Here is a 17,064-nt window from a genome sequence, read left to right as displayed (position 1 = left end):
CCATGGACGTGCAGAAGAAGCTCGACGAGATCGTCGCGGCCGTCGGCAGCGCCCGGTCCATGCCCATGTCGGCCTCCTGCGTGATCAACCGCGCCGAGCTGCTCGCCCAGCTCGAAGAGGTCCGCCAGGCGCTCCCCGGCTCGCTCGCGCAGGCTCAGGAGCTCATCGGCGGCCGCGAGCAGCTGGTCGAGGAGGCCCGCCGGGAGGCGGACCGGATCATCGAGTCCGCGCACAGCCAGCGGGGCTCGCTGATCTCCGACACGGAGGTCGCGCGGCGCTCCCAGGCCGAGGCGGACCGGATCCTGGACGACGCCCGGCGGGAGGCCGAGGAGATCCGTGCCGAGGCCGACGACTACGTCGACAGCAAGCTCGCGAACTTCGAGGTCGTGCTGACCAAGACGATCGGCTCCGTGGACCGCGGCCGGGAGAAGCTGCTGGGCCGTGGCCCGGGCCCGGACGGGCAGGGTTACCCGCCGTACGGGGACGCCGACGACGCGGACGCGCCCGAGCGCAGCCACGACCCGCAGACCCAGCGGGAGCAGGCGGACGCCTACGTGGACACCAAGCTGGCGACCTTCGAGGCGGTGCTCTCCAAGACCCTGGAGGCCGTCGGGCGGGGCCGCCAGAAGCTGCTGGGCCGGGTCCCCTCCGACGACCTCGGCGTGCACATGGCCGCCCAGGACGCGGCGGCGGGGCAGTCCTCGCGCTCGACGAGCGACGCCGACTTCCTGGCGGGGCTGGCGGATCCCGGTCCGGCCGGGGCGCAGGCGCCGGTCCCGGCGCAGTCCGAGCCCGTGTACGACACGTACTCCGGTGCGGGGGCCGGCTCCACCGGAGCGGGGTACGCCGCGCACTACGCGGGGCAGCCGCAGCAGCAGGACGGCTACGCCTACCAGGGCCACCAGGACCCCTATGCCGGATACCAGCAGCAGCCCGACCCGTATTCCGCCGCAAGCGGCGGCTCCACCGGAGCGGCTTACGCCGCGCACTACGATGCGCAGCCGGATCCCTACGGGGGCTACCAGCAGCACGGGCAGCAGCAGCACGCGCAGCAGCAGCACGGCCAGCAGTCGCACGGCCAGCAGCCGCACGCCCAGCAGCAGCCGGCGCTCGACGAGACCAGCTTCTTCGACACGAGCATGATCAATCTGGACCAGCTGCGTGAGTACGAACAGGGTCGCTAGCACCGGATTGGGCGCAGAGCGCGGCTCCGGGTATCCTGGCTCTTCGGTCGCGCGTATGCACCGCGATCCATGCTGCCCATAAGAGGCCACTCTTTAACGGCGGCATCCTTAGCGTATTTGATCTTCAGCGATCTGTGAAAGCAGGAACGGCCCTGAATACCCGCCTCGACCACCGCAACCCCCTCGTGTTCGACACGCACGAGCTGGGTCGGCGTCCTGGTGCCATGCAGCGGCTGTCCCGTGAGATCGCGGCGCCGGCGGACCTCGGTCTCGCCGGAGTCATCGGAGTGCCGGAGGGCGCCCCGCTGAAGCTCAGCCTCCGCATGGAGTCGGTCATGGAAGGGGTGCTTGTCACAGGCACCGCCCGTGCATCGGCCGTTGGGGAGTGCGTAAGGTGTCTGGAGGCCGTCGAGCGCGAGCTCAAGGCGGACTTCCAGGAGATGTTCTCGTACCCTGACGCCGACGACCGGAGCCGCTCCAAGGCGGAACCGGCCGACGACGCCGAGGACGACGAGGACACGCTCTTCCTCGAGGACGGTTTGTTCGACCTCGAACCCGTGCTGCGCGACGTGGTGGTGCTCGCACTGCCGCTGCAGCCGGTGTGCCGGGAGGACTGTCTCGGACTGTGCCCCGATTGCGGGCTCAGCCTGAACGACGACCCGGAACACCACCATGACGCCGTCGACATCCGTTGGGCGGCATTGCAGGGACTCGTCGTGACCGATCAGGACGACGAGAAGGACAACATGAGCGGCACTGCCTCTGACGGAGTTCAGGGCGCCGCCGAGAAGCAGGAGAAGTAGCCGTGGCTGTTCCGAAGCGGAAGATGTCGCGCAGCAACACGCGCCACCGCCGGTCGCAGTGGAAGGCTGCGGTCCCCACCCTGGTTTCGTGCGAGCGTTGCCAGGAGCCGAAGCTCCAGCACATTGCGTGCCCGAGCTGCGGCACCTACAACAAGCGCCAGGTCCTCGAGGTCTGAGCGGCTGGTGAGAGGCGCAATGTCTGAGCTGTCCAACGCTGAGAAGCAGGCAGACAGTAACAACGCGGCCTCGTCCCACACGCTTCTGGAAGGGCGGCTCGGGTATCGACTCGAGTCCGCCCTTCTGGTGCGTGCTCTGACCCACCGCTCGTACGCGTACGAGAACGGCGGTCTGCCCACCAACGAACGGCTGGAGTTCCTCGGGGACTCCGTGCTGGGCCTGGTGGTCACGGACACGCTGTACACGACCCACCCGGATCTCCCCGAAGGCCAGCTGGCCAAGCTTCGGGCCGCGGTGGTCAACTCGCGCGCGCTGGCGGAGGTCGGGCGCGGCCTCGAACTCGGCTCCTTCATCCGGCTCGGCCGGGGCGAAGAGGGCACGGGTGGCCGGGACAAGGCCTCCATCCTCGCCGACACCCTTGAAGCGGTGATCGGCGCGGTCTACCTCGACCAGGGCCTCGACGCGGCCTCGGAGCTGGTTCACCGGCTCTTCGACCCGCTCATCGAGAAGTCCTCCAACCTCGGGGCCGGCCTGGACTGGAAGACCAGTCTCCAGGAGCTCACGGCGGCCGAAGGTCTTGGCGTACCGGAATATCTGGTCACCGAGACCGGCCCGGACCACGAGAAGACCTTCACAGCTGCTGCTCGCGTCGGTGGTGTCTCGTACGGCACCGGCACCGGCCGCAGCAAGAAGGAAGCGGAACAGCAGGCTGCGGAGTCCGCCTGGCGCGGAATCCGTGCCGCGGCGGACGAGCGGATCGCGGCAGCAGCCGCGGCCGCCGCCGCTCCGGCCGAGGTCCCGGCTCCGGCCGGGGCGGAGGACGGCGGGGCGCCGACGCCCGTCGACCCGGCGCCCAACGCCTGACCCTTCCTTCGGGATCCCCCCGCCCGCCCCTGTCTCGACAGGGGCGGGCGGACCCGTTTCCGGGCTCCGGTACGCTCGCCGGAGCGTGATGCCCGCACCCGTCCGGAGGAACCCCGTGCCCGAGCTGCCCGAAGTCGAAGTGGTGCGGCGGGGGCTGGAGCGGTGGGTGGCCGGGCGGACCGTCGAGGCCGTCGAGGTGCTGCATCCGCGGGCCGTGCGGCGCCATCCGGGTGGCGGGGCCGATTTCGCGGCGCGGCTCGGCGGGCAGACCATCGGTGTGCCGCGGCGGCGGGGGAAGTACCTGTGGCTTCCCCTGGAGGGCGGCGGTCTGTCCGTGCTCGGGCACCTGGGGATGAGCGGACAGCTGCTCGTGCAGCCGGAGGGCGCCCCGGACGAGAAGCACCTGCGGATCCGGGTGCGCTTCGACGACTCCGCCGGGACCGAGCTGCGCTTCGTCGACCAGCGCACCTTCGGAGGGCTCTCGCTGCACGAGAACACGCCCGACGGGGTGCCCGACGTCATCGCGCACATCGCGCGGGACCCCCTGGACCCGCTGTTCGACGAGGTCGCCTACCACCTCGCGCTGCGCGCCAAGCGGACCACCGTCAAGCGGGCGCTGCTGGACCAGTCCCTGATCAGCGGGGTCGGCAACATCTATGCCGACGAGGCCCTGTGGCGGGCCAGGCTGCACTACGAGCGCCCCACCGCCACCCTGACGCGCCCCCGGAGCGCGGAACTCCTCGGCCACGTCCGGGACGTCATGAACGCGGCTCTGGCCGTCGGCGGGACCAGTTTCGACAGCCTCTACGTCAATGTGAACGGGGAGTCGGGCTACTTCGACCGCTCGCTCGACGCCTACGGACGCGAGGACGAGCCCTGCCGACGCTGCGGGACGCCCATGCGGCGCCGGCCGTGGATGAACCGGTCGAGCTACTTCTGCCCGCGCTGTCAGAGGCCGCCGCGCGTCGTGTCGTAGGCCTGCCGGGCGCTCAGCACCTGCGGCATGCTCCCCTCCAGGCAGTGGATGAGCGAGAGCAACCGGTCCGCGACCTCGACACCGAGCGGGGTCAGTTCGTAGTCCACGCGGGGCGGGTTCGTCGGCTGTGCCTCGCGGTTGACGATGCCGTCCCGCTCCAGGGCGTGCAGGGTCTGCGAGAGCATCTTCTCGCTGACGCCCTCCACCCGGCGCCGCAACTCGTTGAAGCGGCACGGGCCTTCGCGCAGCGCGCCCACGGTGAGGCTGCCCCAGCGGCCGGTGACGTGTTCCAGGGTCTCCCGGGAGGGGCAGCTGCGCGCGAAAACATCGAACGGTAGTTCGGTCGCATCGGCTTCGGTGCGGGCGGGGGTCTCCATGAAGGGAAGCGTACTCCGAGGTAGCGCTAACTCGTAGGTTGCGCTTTCTAAAAGTTAGTGCTTTTCTTTCTCTTGTCGCACCGCGACGCCGTACGAACACCCCGAGGGAGAACAGTCATGTCCGCAGCCACGCAGGCCCCCGTCGTCTCGATCGCCTACCACTCCGGATACGGCCACACGGCCGTCGTCGCCGAGGCCGTCCGCGCCGGCGCCGCCGAGACCGGTGCCACGGTGCACCTGATCAAGGTCGACGAGATCGACGACGCGCAGTGGGAGCTGCTCGACGCGTCCGACGCGATCGTCTTCGGCTCCCCGACCTACATGGGCACCGCCTCGGGCGCCTTCCACGTCTTCGCCGAGGCCACCTCGAAGCGCTGGTTCGGCGACGTGTGGCAGGACAAGGTCGCCGCCGGCTTCACCAACTCCGCCTCCAAGAGCGGCGACAAGCTGCACACCCTGCAGTTCTTCCAGATCCTCGCCGCGCAGCACGGCATGAGCTGGGTCAACCTGGGCCTGAAGCCGGGCTGGAACTCCAGCACCGCCTCCGAGAACGACCTCAACCGCCTGGGCGTCTTCGCCGGCGCGGCCGCGCAGTCCAACTCCGACGAGGGCCCGGACGCCGTCCACAAGGCCGACATCGCGACCGCCGAGCACCTGGGCCGCCGCGTCGCCGAACACGCCCGCGTCGTGATCGCGGGCCGCGCGGCCCTGTCCGCCGTCGCCGCCTGAGCGGACGACACCGCTTCGGACCTGCTTCGTCTAGAGGCCGAAGTCCTGGGTCCACCAAGGGCCGCCGTCGGCGAAGTGGGCGCCGACGCCCAGGGTGCGGAACTCGCAGTTGAGGATGTTCGCCTTGTGGCCCGGGCTGTTCATCCAGGACTTCATCACGGACTCGGCGTCACCCTGTCCGCGGGCGATGTTCTCGCCGCCCAGGCCCGAGAGGCCCGCCTTGGCGGCGCGGTCCCAGGGGCTGTTGCCGTCGGGGTCGGTGTGGCTGAAGAACCCGCGGGTGGCCATGTCCTTGCTGAAGGCTCCGGCCAGCGCCGCCAGCGGCGGGTTGGCCCGTACCGGACCGCACCCGGCCATCGCGCGCTCCTGGTTCACCAGGGTCACCACGGCGGCTTCCTCGGCGGAGTGTCCGTCCGCGGGAGCGGAGGGCGTCGGTGCGGGCGCCGGCGTCGAGGGTGCGGGGGCGGGAGCGGAGGGCTTGGGGGCGGCCGGCTTCGAGGGAGCCGGGGCCTTGGGCTTCTGCGGAGCCTTGGCGGAAGGGGTCGGCGGGGCGGCGGGCGAGGCGCTCGGCGAGGGCGGGGCGGACGGACTCGGCGGGGCCGAGGGGGAGGCCGACGGCGAGGCCGACTGTGCGGGCGGGGCCGACGGGGTGCCGGAAGCGGAGGGGCTCTGCCCGTCGGCGGTGCGCCCGGACAGGCTGGCGAGGCCGCCCTGCTGGTGCACCGTGGTGGCGGGGCTCGGCGAGGCCTTGGCCTTGGCCTGCGGATCGGCGGAGATGTCCGTAGAGCTGACGCCGACGTAGGGGAAGGCACCGCCGACCGGCACCATGCCAGTGGTCACGGCCGCGGTCCCGAGGGCCACTGCCACCGCGACGCCCAGCAGGCTGTTGCGCACGACGGTGGTGCGCTTGCCGCCGGGGCGCGGCGGGGCGGGGAGTCGGTGGCGTCCCATCGGCGTCGTACCTTCCGTGCAAGATCATCCTTAACTCACCCAAATGGGTGAGCTCATTGGAGCGCGACTGTACGCCATGGCGCCGGGGGGCGATGAGGCCCGAAAGTGTTTGCCCAGTTAGCGTTCACGCATGAATGAAGATGTCCGTCTGACCGCCTGGGTGCGCGGCCGTGTACAGGGAGTGGGCTTCCGATGGTTCACCAGGGAGAACGCCCTGGAGGTCGGCGGGGTCGTCGGCTTCGCACTCAACCTCGACGACGGGCGAGTGCAGGTGGTGGCCGAAGGTCAACGTGAGAATTGCCACCGGCTGCTCGACTGGCTGCGCTCCGCCGACACGCCCGGGCGGGTCGACGGGGTGACAGAGATCTGGGGCACACCGCGTGGTGGCTACGACGGGTTCGCGATCAGATGAGCGATCGGCTGATCATGTACTGATCACACCTCGTGGCGGTCCGCACCCAGCCGGATCTGCGCATTCTCCGCCGACGCGTTGCCGGGGCCGGCGATCCGTGGAAGGCTCGGAGATGAGGATGATCTCCACGCCCCCTGCGCGGGCCGGGACGCCCGCCGATACGGGGCGTGATCGTGTTGACCGTCAAACTTTTTGGTGAGACGCTGGAAGCCCCGCGCACCTGAGCTGTTTGGCAGTGTTGGCAGTAGTAAGCGCAGTGACTGACAGTCGCTGCCGGACATCCGCGGGTGCGATTCCCTCACGACCCACACCGCTACGGTCGGTCACTCAGTGTGGAGGACCATCCATCATGGCAAAGGCGCTTCTCGGTTACGTCGGCGGTTCCGATCCGCGACTCCTCGCCGAGATGCGACGGCTTCAGCAGCGCGTCCAGGACCTTGAGTCCGAGCTCGTACGGATTCAGTCCGAAAATGACGCGCTGAACGCGGCCGCCGCTCAGCACGGAGACTCGCTGCTGGACAGCATCGACATCGACGTACCCCAGGCGGAGCCTGCGCTCACCTGATCCGCGCTCATTCGTCGCTCACATCCAGCCCCGATGATCTGCAAGGGACGCTCCGGCGTCCCTTCTTTCTTTCGCCTCTTCCTGTCGCCGCGGGCTGCCCTGCCCGGGCGGGGCCACCTGCCGGAGTAATGGGCCAGGTGGGCGTCTCCTCCTTTCGACGTCAGTCGTGCCCTGCACCTTCATGGGTGAAACCGAACGCGAAAGGTAGAGTCCGGCGGCGTGCACCTCAAGTCCCTGACCCTGCGTGGCTTCAAATCGTTTGCTTCCGCCACCACCCTGCGCTTCGAGCCCGGCATCACCTGTGTCGTGGGCCCGAACGGCTCCGGCAAGTCCAACGTGGTGGACGCGCTGTCCTGGGTCATGGGCGAACAGGGCGCCAAGTCCCTGCGCGGCGGCAAGATGGAGGACGTCATCTTCGCCGGGACCACCGGCCGGCCGCCGCTCGGCCGCGCCGAGGTCTCGTTGACGATCGACAACTCCGACGGCGCGCTGCCCATCGACTACGCCGAAGTCACCATCACCCGGATCATGTTCCGCGGCGGCAGCAGCGAGTACCAGATCAACGGTGACACCTGCCGCCTGCTCGACATCCAGGAGCTGCTCTCCGACTCCGGCATCGGCCGCGAGATGCACGTCATCGTCGGCCAGGGCCAGCTGGACTCCGTACTGCACGCCGATCCCATGGGGCGCCGCGCCTTCATCGAGGAAGCGGCCGGGGTGCTCAAGCACCGCAAGCGCAAGGAGAAGGCGCTGCGCAAGCTGGACGCGATGCAGGCCAACCTCGCGCGCGTGCAGGACCTCGGCGACGAGCTGCGGCGCCAGCTGAAGCCCCTGGGACGGCAGGCGGCCGTGGCCCGGCGGGCGGCGGTGATCCAGGCTGACCTGCGCGACGCGCGGCTGCGGCTGCTCGCCGACGACCTGGTGTCGCTGCGGGGCGCGCTCGACGCGGAGATCGCGGACGAGGCGGCGCTCAAGGAACGCAAGGAGGCCGCCGAGGCACAGCTCGCGGGCGCGCAGCGGCGCGAGGCGGAGCTCGAGGAGGCGGTACGGGAACTCGCGCCGCGGCTGCGGCTCGCCCAGCAGACCTGGTACGAGCTCTCGCAGCTCGCCGAACGGGTACGGGGGACCGCGTCCTTGGCGGACGCGCGGGTCAAGAGCGCCTCGGCTCCGGTGGAGGAGGAGCGGCGGGGCCGCGATCCCGAGGACCTGGAGAAGGAGGCCGCCCGGATCCGCGAGCAGGAGGCGGAGCTGACGGCGGCCCTGGAGGCGGCCTCGTACGCCCTGGAGGACACCGCGGCCCACCGGGCCGAACTGGAACGGGAGCTGGCCGAGGAGGAACGGCGGCTGCGGGACGCGGCGCGGGCCGTCGCCGACCGGCGCGAGGCGCTGGCCCGGCTGACGGGCCGCCTCGGCGCCGCCCGGTCCCGGGCGGCCGCGGCGCAGGCCGAGATCGACCGGCTGGTCGCGGCGCGCGACGAGGCCGAGGCCCGGGCGGCCGCGGCGCAGGAGGAGTACGAGGTCCTCGCGGCCGAGGTCGGGGAGCTGGACGGGGACGCGGCGGCGACGGGGGAGTACGAGGCGGCCCGCGCCGAACTGGCGGCGGCGGAGGCCGCGCTGGCCGCGGCCCGGGATGCGGTGACGGCCGCCGAGCGGTCGCGGGCGGCGGTATCGGCACGGCGCGACGCGCTGGCGCTCGGGCTGCGGCGCAAGGACGGCACGGGGGCGCTGCTCGCGGCGCGGGAACAGCTGGCGGGGCTGCTGGGTCCGGCGGCGGAGCGGCTGTCGGTGACCCCGGGGTACGAGGTCGCGGTGGCGGCGGCGCTGGGCTCGGCGGCGGATGCGCTGGCGGTGTCGTCCCCGGCGGACGCCGCTGCCGCGATCCGCCACCTCCGCTCGGCGGACGCGGGCCGTGCCACGCTCCTGATCGCCCCGGCCGGGTCCGTGCTTCCGGGGCGGGCCCCGGGGGCGTCCGCCGTCCCGAGCCAGGCTTCGGCCGGGGGCGGGGCCGGGGTTCCAGGGCAGGGCCCGGCCTCGCAGGCCCGGCCCCCGCAGGGTCATGCCCCGGTCTCCGGCCCGGGTGGCCTGCCGGGTCATGCTCCGGTCTCCGGCCCGGGCGGCCTGCCGGGGCAGAGCCCGGGTGTTGCGGCGGCTGCGGACGCGGCCGTGCCCGGCCAGGCTTCGGCCGAGGCCGGGGGAGCTTTCCCCCACCCCGCCCCTTCCCGACGTACCGAATATGCGGCTCCGCCGCGTGGCGGCTCTGCCCCGGGCCCCGCGCCTCAAGCGCCGGCGAGGCTGGAATTGCCCTCCGGCCATCCCGGCCTCGCCGGGCACCATCCAGCCCCGTCGGCGTTTGAGGCGCGGGGCCCGGGGCGGAGCCCCAGCAGCGGACCCGCGGGCGGAGCCACCGGCGGACCCGGCGTGCCCGCCGAAGGGCTGGTCGGCGGGGACGCCGAGGTGCGGCGGGCCGTGGCGTGGGTACTGCGGGACCACTTCGTGGTCGGGACGCTCGACGAGGCCGAGGCGCTCGTCGCGGAGCGGCCCGACGCGGTGGCGGTGACCGTGGAGGGCGACGTCCTCGGGGCGCACCTCGCGCACGGCGGCTCCGCCGGGGTGCCGAGCCTGATCGAGGTGCAGGCCGCCGTGGACGAGGCGTCGGGGGAGCTGGCCCGGCTGGACGGGGAGTGCCGGGAGCTGGCCGAGGCCCTGGAGTCGGCGCAGGGGCGCGGACGGGACGCGGCAGCCCTGGTCGAGGAGCTCGGCGAGCGGCGGCGGGCCGGGGAGCGGGCCCGGGCCGGGGTCGCGCAGCAGCTCGGGCGGCTCGCCGGCCAGGCCAAGGGGGCCTGGGGCGAGGCCGAGCGCAGCGTCACGGCCGCGGCCAAGGCCCAGGATGCGCTGGAGCAGGCGCTGATGGACGTGGAGGAGTGCGCGGAGCAGCTGGCCACGGCCGAGGAGAGGTCCCTGCTCGCGGATGGAGGGGAGGAGGAGCCGGACGCCTCCAGGCGGGACCGGCTCGCTGCCGACGGGGCCAATGCCCGCCAGACCGAGATGGAGGCCCGCCTCCAGCTCAGGACGCACGAGGAGCGGGTCAAGGCGCTGGTCGGGAGGGCGGATTCGCTCGACCGCGCGGCGCGGGCGGAGCGCGAGGCCCGGACCCGCGCCGAGCGGCGCCGGGCCCGGCTGCGGCACGAGGCGGAGGTGGCCGGCGCGGTCGCCGACGGGGCCCGGCAGCTCCTCGCGCACGTGGAGGTCTCGCTGCGCAGGGCCGGCGAGGAGCGGACCGCGGCGGAGTACGCCAAGGGCCTGCGCGAGCGGGAGCTCGGCGAGGCCAGGAACCGCGGGCGTGAACTGCTGGGCGAGCTCGACAAGCTCACCGACTCCGTCCACCGCGGCGAGGTGCTGGGGGCCGAGAAGCGGCTGCGCATCGAGCAGGTGGAGGCCAGGGCGCTGGAGGAGTTCGGCGTGGAGGCGACGGGTCTCGTCGCCGAGTACGGGCCCGACCAGCCGGTGCCGCCGTCCCCGCCCGCCGAGGGCGAGAGCCTGCCCGAGGATCCGGAGCATCCGCGGAACCTGCCGGGCCCCTTCGTCCGCGCCCAGCAGGAGAAGCGGCTCAAGGCGGCCGAGCGCGCCTACCAGCAGCTCGGCAAGGTGAACCCGCTCGCGCTGGAGGAGTTCGCGGCGCTGGAGGAGCGCCACCAGTTCCTCAGCGAGCAGTTGGAGGACCTGCGCAAGACCCGGGCCGACCTGCTTCAAGTGGTGAAGGAGGTCGACGCGCGTGTCGAGCAGGTCTTCACCGAGGCCTACCGGGACACGGCCCGGGAGTTCGAGGGGGTGTTCTCGCGGCTGTTCCCCGGCGGTGAGGGCCGGCTGGTCCTGACCGATCCCGACAACATGCTCGCCACCGGCGTGGACGTGGAGGCGCGGCCGCCCGGCAAGAAGGTCAAACGGCTGTCGCTGCTGTCCGGCGGCGAGCGTTCGCTGACCGCCGTGGCCCTGCTGGTGTCCATCTTCAAGGCGCGGCCCAGCCCGTTCTACGTGATGGACGAGGTGGAGGCCGCGCTCGACGACACCAACCTGCAGCGGCTGATCCGGATCATGGAGGAGCTCCAGGAGAGCTCGCAGCTGATCGTCATCACGCACCAGAAGCGGACGATGGAGGTCGCCGACGCGCTCTACGGCGTCTCCATGCAGGGCGACGGGGTGTCCAAGGTCATCAGCCAGCGGCTGCGCTGACCCTCTCCTTCAGGAAGTGAACGTATGGCGTGAGCCTTCCCAGGCTTAATGCATTCTTCACCCCCTATTGACTTCAGAAAGTGAAGTCATAAGCTCTCCTGTGCCGCGTCTGACCTTCAGGTGGTGGCGCACAGTTTGCTGTGCGCCACTGGAGGAACACGAACAAGCAGCACGATCAGGCAACACGAGCACAGACGGACCCCCACCCGCCCGCCGTCGGCGCCGGGCCCAGGAGCGCACCTTGACCAGCACAGCGAACGCACCCGCGTCAGGCGGTGGCCGGGCGGCCCGCCCCGACCATCTCGGGCACGTCGTCTTCATCGCCGCGGCCGCGGCGATGGGCGGCTTCCTCTTCGGCTACGACAGCTCAGTCATCAACGGCGCGGTCGTAGCCATCCGTGAACGGTTCGAGGTCGGGTCCGCGGCGCTCGCCCAGGTGATCGCCGCCGCGCTGATCGGATGCGCCATCGGTGCCGCCGTGGCCGGCCGCATCGCCGACCGGATCGGCCGGATCCGCTGCATGCAGATCGCCGCCGTCCTCTTCACCGCGAGCGCCATCGGCTCCGCCCTTCCGTTCGCACTGTGGGACCTGGCCATGTGGCGCGTCATCGGCGGCTTCGGCATCGGCATGGCCTCCGTCATCGGTCCCGCCTACATCGCCGAGGTGTCCCCGGCCGCCTACCGCGGCCGCCTCGCCTCCTTCCAGCAGGCCGCCATCGTCACCGGCATCGCCGTCTCCCAGCTCGTCAACTGGGGCCTGCTGAACCTCGCCGACGGTGACCAGCGCGGCGAGATCGCCGGCCTGGAGGCCTGGCAGTGGATGCTCGGCATCATGGTCATCCCGGCCGTGATCTACGGGTTGATGTCCTTCGTCATCCCTGAGTCCCCCCGCTACCTGATCTCCGTCGGCCGCACCGAGCAGGCCAAGCAGGTGCTGCGCGAGGTCGAGGGCTCGAAGATCGACATCGACGCGCGCGCCGCCGAGATCGAGCACGCGATGCACTCCGAGCACAAGTCCACCTTCAAGGACCTGCTGGGCGGCGGCTTCGGCTTCCTGCCCATCGTCTGGATCGGCATCGGCCTCTCCGTCTTCCAGCAGCTCGTCGGCATCAACGTGATCTTCTACTACAGCTCCTCGCTGTGGCAGTCCGTCGGCATCGACCCGACCAGCTCGTTCCTCTACTCGTTCACCACGTCGATCATCAACATCATCGGCACGGTGATCGCGATGGTCTTCGTCGACCGGATCGGCCGCAAGCCGCTCGCCCTCATCGGCTCGGCGGGCATGGCCGTCTCCCTTGGCCTCTGTGCGTGGGCGTTCTCCTTCAAGGAGGAGATCGGCGGCACCATCTCGATCCCCAGCACCCAGGGCACGGTCGCGCTGATCGCCGCCCACGCCTTCGTGCTGTTCTTCGCCCTGTCCTGGGGCGTCGTGGTCTGGGTGCTGCTCGGCGAGATGTTCCCGAACCGCATCCGGGCCGCGGCCCTCGGCGTCGCCGCCTCGGCCCAGTGGATCGCCAACTGGGTCATCACCGTGTCGTTCCCGACCCTGTCGGACTGGAGCCTGTCCGGCGCGTACGTCATCTACACCGTCTTCGCCCTGCTCTCGATCCCCTTCATCCTCAAGTGGGTGCCGGAGACCAAGGGCAAGGCGCTGGAGGAGATGGGGTAACCACCCCCGCCAACACCCCTTCTCCTCGATACTGCCCCGGCTCAGTCCTTGAGCCGGGGCAGTACCTGTTCGCACAGCAGGTGCAGGCTGCGCCAGCCCTCGTCCACCGGCATGCCGCCGCACAGCGGGTGCAGCACCAGGTTCCCCGCCTCGCCCGCGCCCCGGGCGTACGCGACCGCCTCGTCCGGGGTGAGCACGCGGTACACGCCCTCCGCCCGCAGCTCCGCCACCGAGCGCGCGGCCGACCGTACGGCGCTGCGGATGTCCTTGGACTGCCAGGACGAGTACATGCCCGCCTCGTGGAGGAAATGCTCGCCGTACTCCGCCCACACCTGGTCCGGATCCTCGGCGATGTGCAGCAGCGGGGTCTCGGCCGCGGGCATCATGCAGAAGCCCTCCGTGCCGTACTCCGCCAGCCTCGCCCGGTAGTACGCCTCCAGCTCCGGCAGGTGCGCGCTGGGGAAGAACGGCAGCCCCAGCCGGGCCGCGCGCCGCGCCGCCGCCTCGGAGCTGCCGCCGACCAGCAGCATCGGGTGCGGCCGGGTGAGGGGCCGCGGGGTGACCCGTACGGTGCGGCCGCGGAAGGCGAAGGGCTCACCGGTCCACGCCTTCAGCAGGGTCTCCAGCAGCTCGTCCTGGAGCCTGCCGCGCCGGCCCCACTCCACGCCGTGCTGCTCGTACTCCTCGGGCCGGTAGCCGATGCCCGCGACCGTGACCAGGCGGCCCCCGCTGAGCAGGTCCAGGACGGCGATGTCCTCGGCCACCTTCAGCGGGTCGTACAGCGGGCCGATGATGGCCGAGACGGTGACCGCGATGCGGCGGGTGGCGCCGAAGACGGCGCCCGCGAAGGCGAAGGGCGAGGGCAGCCAGTTGTTGGGGGTGCCGTGGTGCTCCTCGGTCTGGACGGTGTCGATCCCGCGGTCGTCCGCGTACCGGGCCATCTCCAGCGCCGCCTTGTAGCGGGCGGAGAGGGACTCGGGGGTGCCGTTCGGGTCGACGAGATTGAACCGGGCCACGGTGATGGGCATGGAGAAGTCCCCCTTCGCCGGATGTGGTGGGCGGGCGAAGGGGGACGTTAGCTGACGTGGCGTCAGTTGGACAGGGTTCCCGCGAGCTCGGGCTCCGCCGCCTCCACGGGCGCGGCCGGGGCCGCCGTGCGCGGCAGTACGGCGTACAGCACGCCCGAGGTCACGATGCCGGCCACCCAGCCGAGGCCGTTCTCCCCGATCCACGTGGTGGCCAGCGGCCCGCTGAACCAGTCCACCGAGGTGAACAGCAGGCCCACCACCAGGGCGAGGGCCCACGCGGTCATCGCCTGCCAGGCGTAGCCGCCCCGGTACCAGTAGGCACTGGTCCGCGTGGTGTCCAGCAGCGCGGGACCGTCGTAGGACGTCCGGCGCAGCATGTCCACGCCGAAGACGCCGATCCACGCGGAGAAGGCCACGGCCAGCAGGGTCAGGAAGGAGATGAAGGAACCGAAGAAGCTGGTCGCGACCACCATCAGCAGGAAGCCGAAGACCAGGCTGATGACGGCGTTGACGCTGACCGCCCAGGCGCGCGGGACCTTGATGCCGAGGGTCTGCGCGGTGAAGCCGGCCGAGTACATGGACATCGAGTTGATCAGCAGCATGCCGACGAGCGCGACGAGCAGGTACGGGACCGCGATCCACGTCGGGAGCAGCTCACCGATGAAGGAGACCGGGTCCTGGGCGGTGGCCAGGTCCGGGGTGCCGACGGCCATGACCGCGCCCATCAGGACCATCGGCAGGACGACGACCCCGGCGCCGCCGATCGTCGCGCCGACCAGGCCCTTGGAGGAGGCGGTGCGCGGCAGGTAGCGGGTGAAGTCGGGGCCGGAGGGCACCCAGCTGATGCCGCCGGCGGCGATCGTGCCGATGCCCGCGATCATCATCGCCGTGGAGCCGGCCGGCTTGCCGAAGACGGCGGACCAGTCCGTGGTGGCGACCAGGTACCCGAGGACGAGCACGCTGAACGCGCCGAAGAGGTACGTCGACCACTTCGAGCAGACGCGCAGGGCGTTGATACCGAGGCCCGAGACCACGAAGGTGCAGCCCACGAAGAAGAGAAGGGTGATGACGATGAGGGTGGTGTTGCTCTTGATGCCGAAGAGCAGGTCGAGGACGGTCAGGACGGCGTAGGCGCCGCTGACCGCGTTGATGGTCTCCCAGCCCCAGCGGGCCACCCAGATCAGCGCACCCGGGAAGAGGTTGCCGCGCTGGCCGAACACCGCCCGCGAGAGCGCCATGCCGGGGGCCCCGCCGCGCTTGCCCGCGATCGAGATCAGACCGACGATCCCGTACGAGACGACCGGCGCGGCGACCGCCACGACGAGCACCTGCCAGATGTTGAGCTTGTTGAAGATCACCAGCCCGGCGCCCATGGTCAGCAGGAGCACGCTGATGTTGGCGGCGACCCAGGTGGGTACGAGCTCGCGGACCCGGCCGGTGCGCTCGCCGTCCGGGACGGGCTCCAGGCCCCTGGTCTCGACGGAGCTCTCGACGGGGCTCTCGGCGGTGCTCGCGGCCGGGGCTGCTATCGCGGCGTCGGCGGGCTCGGCAGGCATGCGTACTCCGTAGGGGGGCGGGGGAGGGTAGTCGCCCATCATCGTAGATGTGCCGTTAAAACCTCAAATAGAGGCTTCGGCCCCTGTGCGCTGACTCATGAGCCGGGGGCTGTCGCGGCCCACCGCAGGGGCCGCGACACGCGGCCGAGCGACGGGCCGGGCCGGCCCGGCCCGCGGAGGCGCGCAGCCCCGCCTGGGAATCGAAGGGCCGTCGGTCAGGTCACGCATACTGGATGGGCTATGGAAATCCTCATCCTTGTCGTAGTCATCGCCCTGGTCGCGGTCGGCGCGATCAGCGGCCTCGTGGTCAGCAGCCGCAAGAAGAAGCAGCTGCCGCCCCCGGCGCCGTCGAGCACGCCGACCATCACTGCCCCGCCCGCCGAACCCCAGGTGGGGGAGGACGCCGCACCGACGGCCGAAGAGCCGCGCCGCACGATCGAGGAGGTGGCCCTCCCCGACGCGGAGGCCGCCCTCGCGACGCCGGCCGCCGTCGAGGACCCGGTCGTGGAGGCTCCGCCCGCGCCCGTGATCGAGGTGCCCGAGCCCACCGCCGGCCGTCTGGTCCGGCTGCGCGCCCGCCTCGCCCGGTCGCAGAACTCCCTCGGCAAGGGGCTGCTCACCCTGCTCTCCCGCGAGCACCTCGACGAGGACACCTGGGAGGAGATCGAGGAGACCCTCCTCATCGCCGACGTCGGTGTCGTCCCGACCCAGGAACTGGTCGACCGGCTCCGCGAGCGGGTCAAGGTGCTCGGCACCCGCACCCCCGCGGACCTGCGCGCCCTGCTGAAGGAGGAGCTGCTGACCCTGGTCGGCACCGACTTCGACCGCGCCGTGAAGACCGAGAGCGGCGTGGACACCCCCGCCGTCGTGATGGTCGTCGGCGTGAACGGCACCGGCAAGACCACCACCACCGGCAAGCTGGCCCGGGTGCTCGTCGCCGACGGCCGCAGCGTGGTGCTCGGCGCGGCCGACACCTTCCGCGCCGCCGCCGCCGACCAGCTCCAGACCTGGGGCGAGCGCGTCGGAGCCCGCACCGTGCGCGGCCCCGAGGGCGGCGACCCGGCCTCGATCGCCTACGACGCGGTCAAGGAGGGCATCGCCGAGGGCGCCGACGTGGTGCTCATCGACACCGCCGGCCGACTGCACACCAAGACCGGCCTGATGGACGAGCTCGGCAAGGTCAAGCGCGTCGTGGAGAAGCACGGCCCGCTGGACGAGGTCCTGCTGGTCCTGGACGCCACCACCGGGCAGAACGGGCTGACCCAGGCCCGCGTCTTCGCCGAGGTCGTGGACATCACCGGCATCGTGCTGACCAAGCTCGACGGCACCGCCAAGGGCGGCATCGTCGTCGCCGTCCAGCGTGCGCTGGGCGTCCCGGTCAAGCTCGTCGGACTCGGGGAGGGCCCGGACGACCTGGCCCCCTTCGAGCCGGAGGCCTTCGTGGACGCCCTGATCGGCGACTGAGCCAGGACCGCCCCGTATGTGCCGGTGCCCCCCGTTCCGACCGGAACGGGGGGCACCGGCACATACGGGCACCGGC

At 71.6% G+C, this 17,064-nt stretch carries 15 protein-coding genes; 11 read left to right on the top strand and 4 right to left on the bottom strand.

Annotated features, from left to right (window positions below):
* Positions 1-2: 2 nt before the first annotated feature.
* The 5 genes from OG447_RS31215 to mutM all read left to right on the top strand — a co-directional run bounded on the left by OG447_RS31215 (position 3) and on the right by mutM (position 4,004).
* Complete coding sequence (locus OG447_RS31215; protein ID WP_266940898.1) at positions 3-1,184, top strand: DivIVA domain-containing protein; 1,182 nt, start codon at positions 3-5, stop codon at positions 1,182-1,184.
* Between the two features lie 134 nt (positions 1,185-1,318).
* Positions 1,319-1,987, top strand: coding sequence for a DUF177 domain-containing protein (locus OG447_RS31210; protein WP_266940897.1), 669 nt, complete (start codon positions 1,319-1,321; stop codon positions 1,985-1,987).
* 2 nt (positions 1,988-1,989) lie between these two features.
* Positions 1,990-2,163 (top strand): 50S ribosomal protein L32, encoded by a 174-nt coding sequence (gene rpmF / locus OG447_RS31205; RefSeq protein WP_003965982.1) that lies wholly within the window; start codon positions 1,990-1,992, stop codon positions 2,161-2,163.
* Positions 2,164-2,182: 19 nt separating this feature from the next.
* Complete coding sequence (rnc, locus tag OG447_RS31200; RefSeq protein ID WP_266940895.1) at positions 2,183-3,028, top strand: ribonuclease III; 846 nt, start codon at positions 2,183-2,185, stop codon at positions 3,026-3,028.
* A gap of 115 nt (positions 3,029-3,143) precedes the next feature.
* The gene (gene mutM / locus OG447_RS31195) at positions 3,144-4,004 is read left to right on the top strand and encodes a bifunctional DNA-formamidopyrimidine glycosylase/DNA-(apurinic or apyrimidinic site) lyase (protein WP_266940893.1); all 861 of its coding nucleotides are present in this window, start codon (positions 3,144-3,146) and stop codon (positions 4,002-4,004) included.
* Here mutM and OG447_RS31190 read toward each other — a convergent pair.
* Positions 3,977-4,381, bottom strand: a complete 405-nt coding sequence (locus OG447_RS31190) for a helix-turn-helix domain-containing protein (protein ID WP_266940892.1) — start codon at positions 4,379-4,381, stop codon at positions 3,977-3,979. The two genes, mutM and OG447_RS31190, sit on opposite strands and share 28 nt — an antisense overlap.
* Positions 4,382-4,498: 117 nt before the next feature.
* Here OG447_RS31190 and OG447_RS31185 point away from each other — a divergent pair, with 117 nt between their 5' ends.
* Positions 4,499-5,110, top strand: coding sequence for a flavodoxin family protein (locus tag OG447_RS31185; RefSeq protein ID WP_266940891.1), 612 nt, complete (start codon positions 4,499-4,501; stop codon positions 5,108-5,110).
* Between the two features lie 30 nt (positions 5,111-5,140).
* Here the strand turns inward: OG447_RS31185 and OG447_RS31180 are convergent, their stop codons facing one another.
* A complete protein-coding gene (locus OG447_RS31180) occupies positions 5,141-6,061 on the bottom strand; it encodes a CAP domain-containing protein (protein ID WP_266940890.1) in 921 nt (306 codons plus the stop codon).
* 130 nt (positions 6,062-6,191) lie between these two features.
* Here OG447_RS31180 and OG447_RS31175 point away from each other — a divergent pair, with 130 nt between their 5' ends.
* The 4 genes from OG447_RS31175 (at position 6,192) to OG447_RS31160 (ending at position 12,940) form a co-directional block, all read left to right on the top strand.
* Positions 6,192-6,473, top strand: coding sequence for an acylphosphatase (locus tag OG447_RS31175; RefSeq protein ID WP_266940889.1), 282 nt, complete (start codon positions 6,192-6,194; stop codon positions 6,471-6,473).
* A 349-nt stretch (positions 6,474-6,822) separates the two neighbouring features.
* A complete protein-coding gene (locus OG447_RS31170) occupies positions 6,823-7,038 on the top strand; it encodes a hypothetical protein (RefSeq protein ID WP_031144198.1) in 216 nt (71 codons plus the stop codon).
* Positions 7,039-7,257: 219 nt separating this feature from the next.
* Complete coding sequence (locus OG447_RS31165; RefSeq protein ID WP_266940888.1) at positions 7,258-11,268, top strand: AAA family ATPase; 4,011 nt, start codon at positions 7,258-7,260, stop codon at positions 11,266-11,268.
* Between the two features lie 241 nt (positions 11,269-11,509).
* Positions 11,510-12,940, top strand: coding sequence for a sugar porter family MFS transporter (locus tag OG447_RS31160; RefSeq protein ID WP_266940886.1), 1,431 nt, complete (start codon positions 11,510-11,512; stop codon positions 12,938-12,940).
* Positions 12,941-12,981: 41 nt separating this feature from the next.
* Here OG447_RS31160 and OG447_RS31155 read toward each other — a convergent pair whose 3' ends face one another.
* Positions 12,982-13,968, bottom strand: coding sequence for an LLM class flavin-dependent oxidoreductase (locus OG447_RS31155; RefSeq protein WP_266940884.1), 987 nt, complete (start codon positions 13,966-13,968; stop codon positions 12,982-12,984).
* Between the two features lie 62 nt (positions 13,969-14,030).
* On the bottom strand, positions 14,031-15,524 hold the full coding sequence (locus OG447_RS31150) for a cytosine permease (protein WP_266940882.1): 1,494 nt from the start codon (positions 15,522-15,524) through the stop codon (positions 14,031-14,033).
* A 240-nt stretch (positions 15,525-15,764) separates the two neighbouring features.
* Here OG447_RS31150 and ftsY point away from each other — a divergent pair, with 240 nt between their 5' ends.
* A complete protein-coding gene (gene ftsY, locus OG447_RS31145) occupies positions 15,765-16,988 on the top strand; it encodes a signal recognition particle-docking protein FtsY (RefSeq protein ID WP_266940880.1) in 1,224 nt (407 codons plus the stop codon).
* Positions 16,989-17,064: the final 76 nt, after the last annotated feature.

It is taken from the genome of Streptomyces sp. NBC_01408 (assembly GCF_026340255.1).
GTDB lineage: Bacteria > Actinomycetota > Actinomycetes > Streptomycetales > Streptomycetaceae > Streptomyces.
The sequence above is the reverse complement of the archived record's forward strand: the minus strand, read 5'-3'. Positions and strand labels throughout refer to the sequence as shown.

What these genes read in the sequence shown, in the direction of transcription:
- OG447_RS31185 (WP_266940891.1), top strand. Translation starts at nt 4,499, where the DNA reads ATGTCCGCAGCCACGCAGGCCCCCGTCGTCTCGATCGCCTACCACTCC.
- OG447_RS31155 (WP_266940884.1), bottom strand. Translation starts at nt 13,968, where the DNA reads ATGCCCATCACCGTGGCCCGGTTCAATCTCGTCGACCCGAACGGCACC.
- OG447_RS31180 (WP_266940890.1), bottom strand. Translation starts at nt 6,061, where the DNA reads ATGGGACGCCACCGACTCCCCGCCCCGCCGCGCCCCGGCGGCAAGCGC.
- OG447_RS31150 (WP_266940882.1), bottom strand. Translation starts at nt 15,524, where the DNA reads ATGCCTGCCGAGCCCGCCGACGCCGCGATAGCAGCCCCGGCCGCGAGC.
- OG447_RS31175 (WP_266940889.1), top strand. Translation starts at nt 6,192, where the DNA reads ATGAATGAAGATGTCCGTCTGACCGCCTGGGTGCGCGGCCGTGTACAG.
- ftsY (WP_266940880.1), top strand. Translation starts at nt 15,765, where the DNA reads ATGGAAATCCTCATCCTTGTCGTAGTCATCGCCCTGGTCGCGGTCGGC.
- OG447_RS31170 (WP_031144198.1), top strand. Translation starts at nt 6,823, where the DNA reads ATGGCAAAGGCGCTTCTCGGTTACGTCGGCGGTTCCGATCCGCGACTC.
- rnc (WP_266940895.1), top strand. Translation starts at nt 2,183, where the DNA reads ATGTCTGAGCTGTCCAACGCTGAGAAGCAGGCAGACAGTAACAACGCG.
- OG447_RS31215 (WP_266940898.1), top strand. Translation starts at nt 3, where the DNA reads ATGGACGTGCAGAAGAAGCTCGACGAGATCGTCGCGGCCGTCGGCAGC.
- OG447_RS31190 (WP_266940892.1), bottom strand. Translation starts at nt 4,381, where the DNA reads ATGGAGACCCCCGCCCGCACCGAAGCCGATGCGACCGAACTACCGTTC.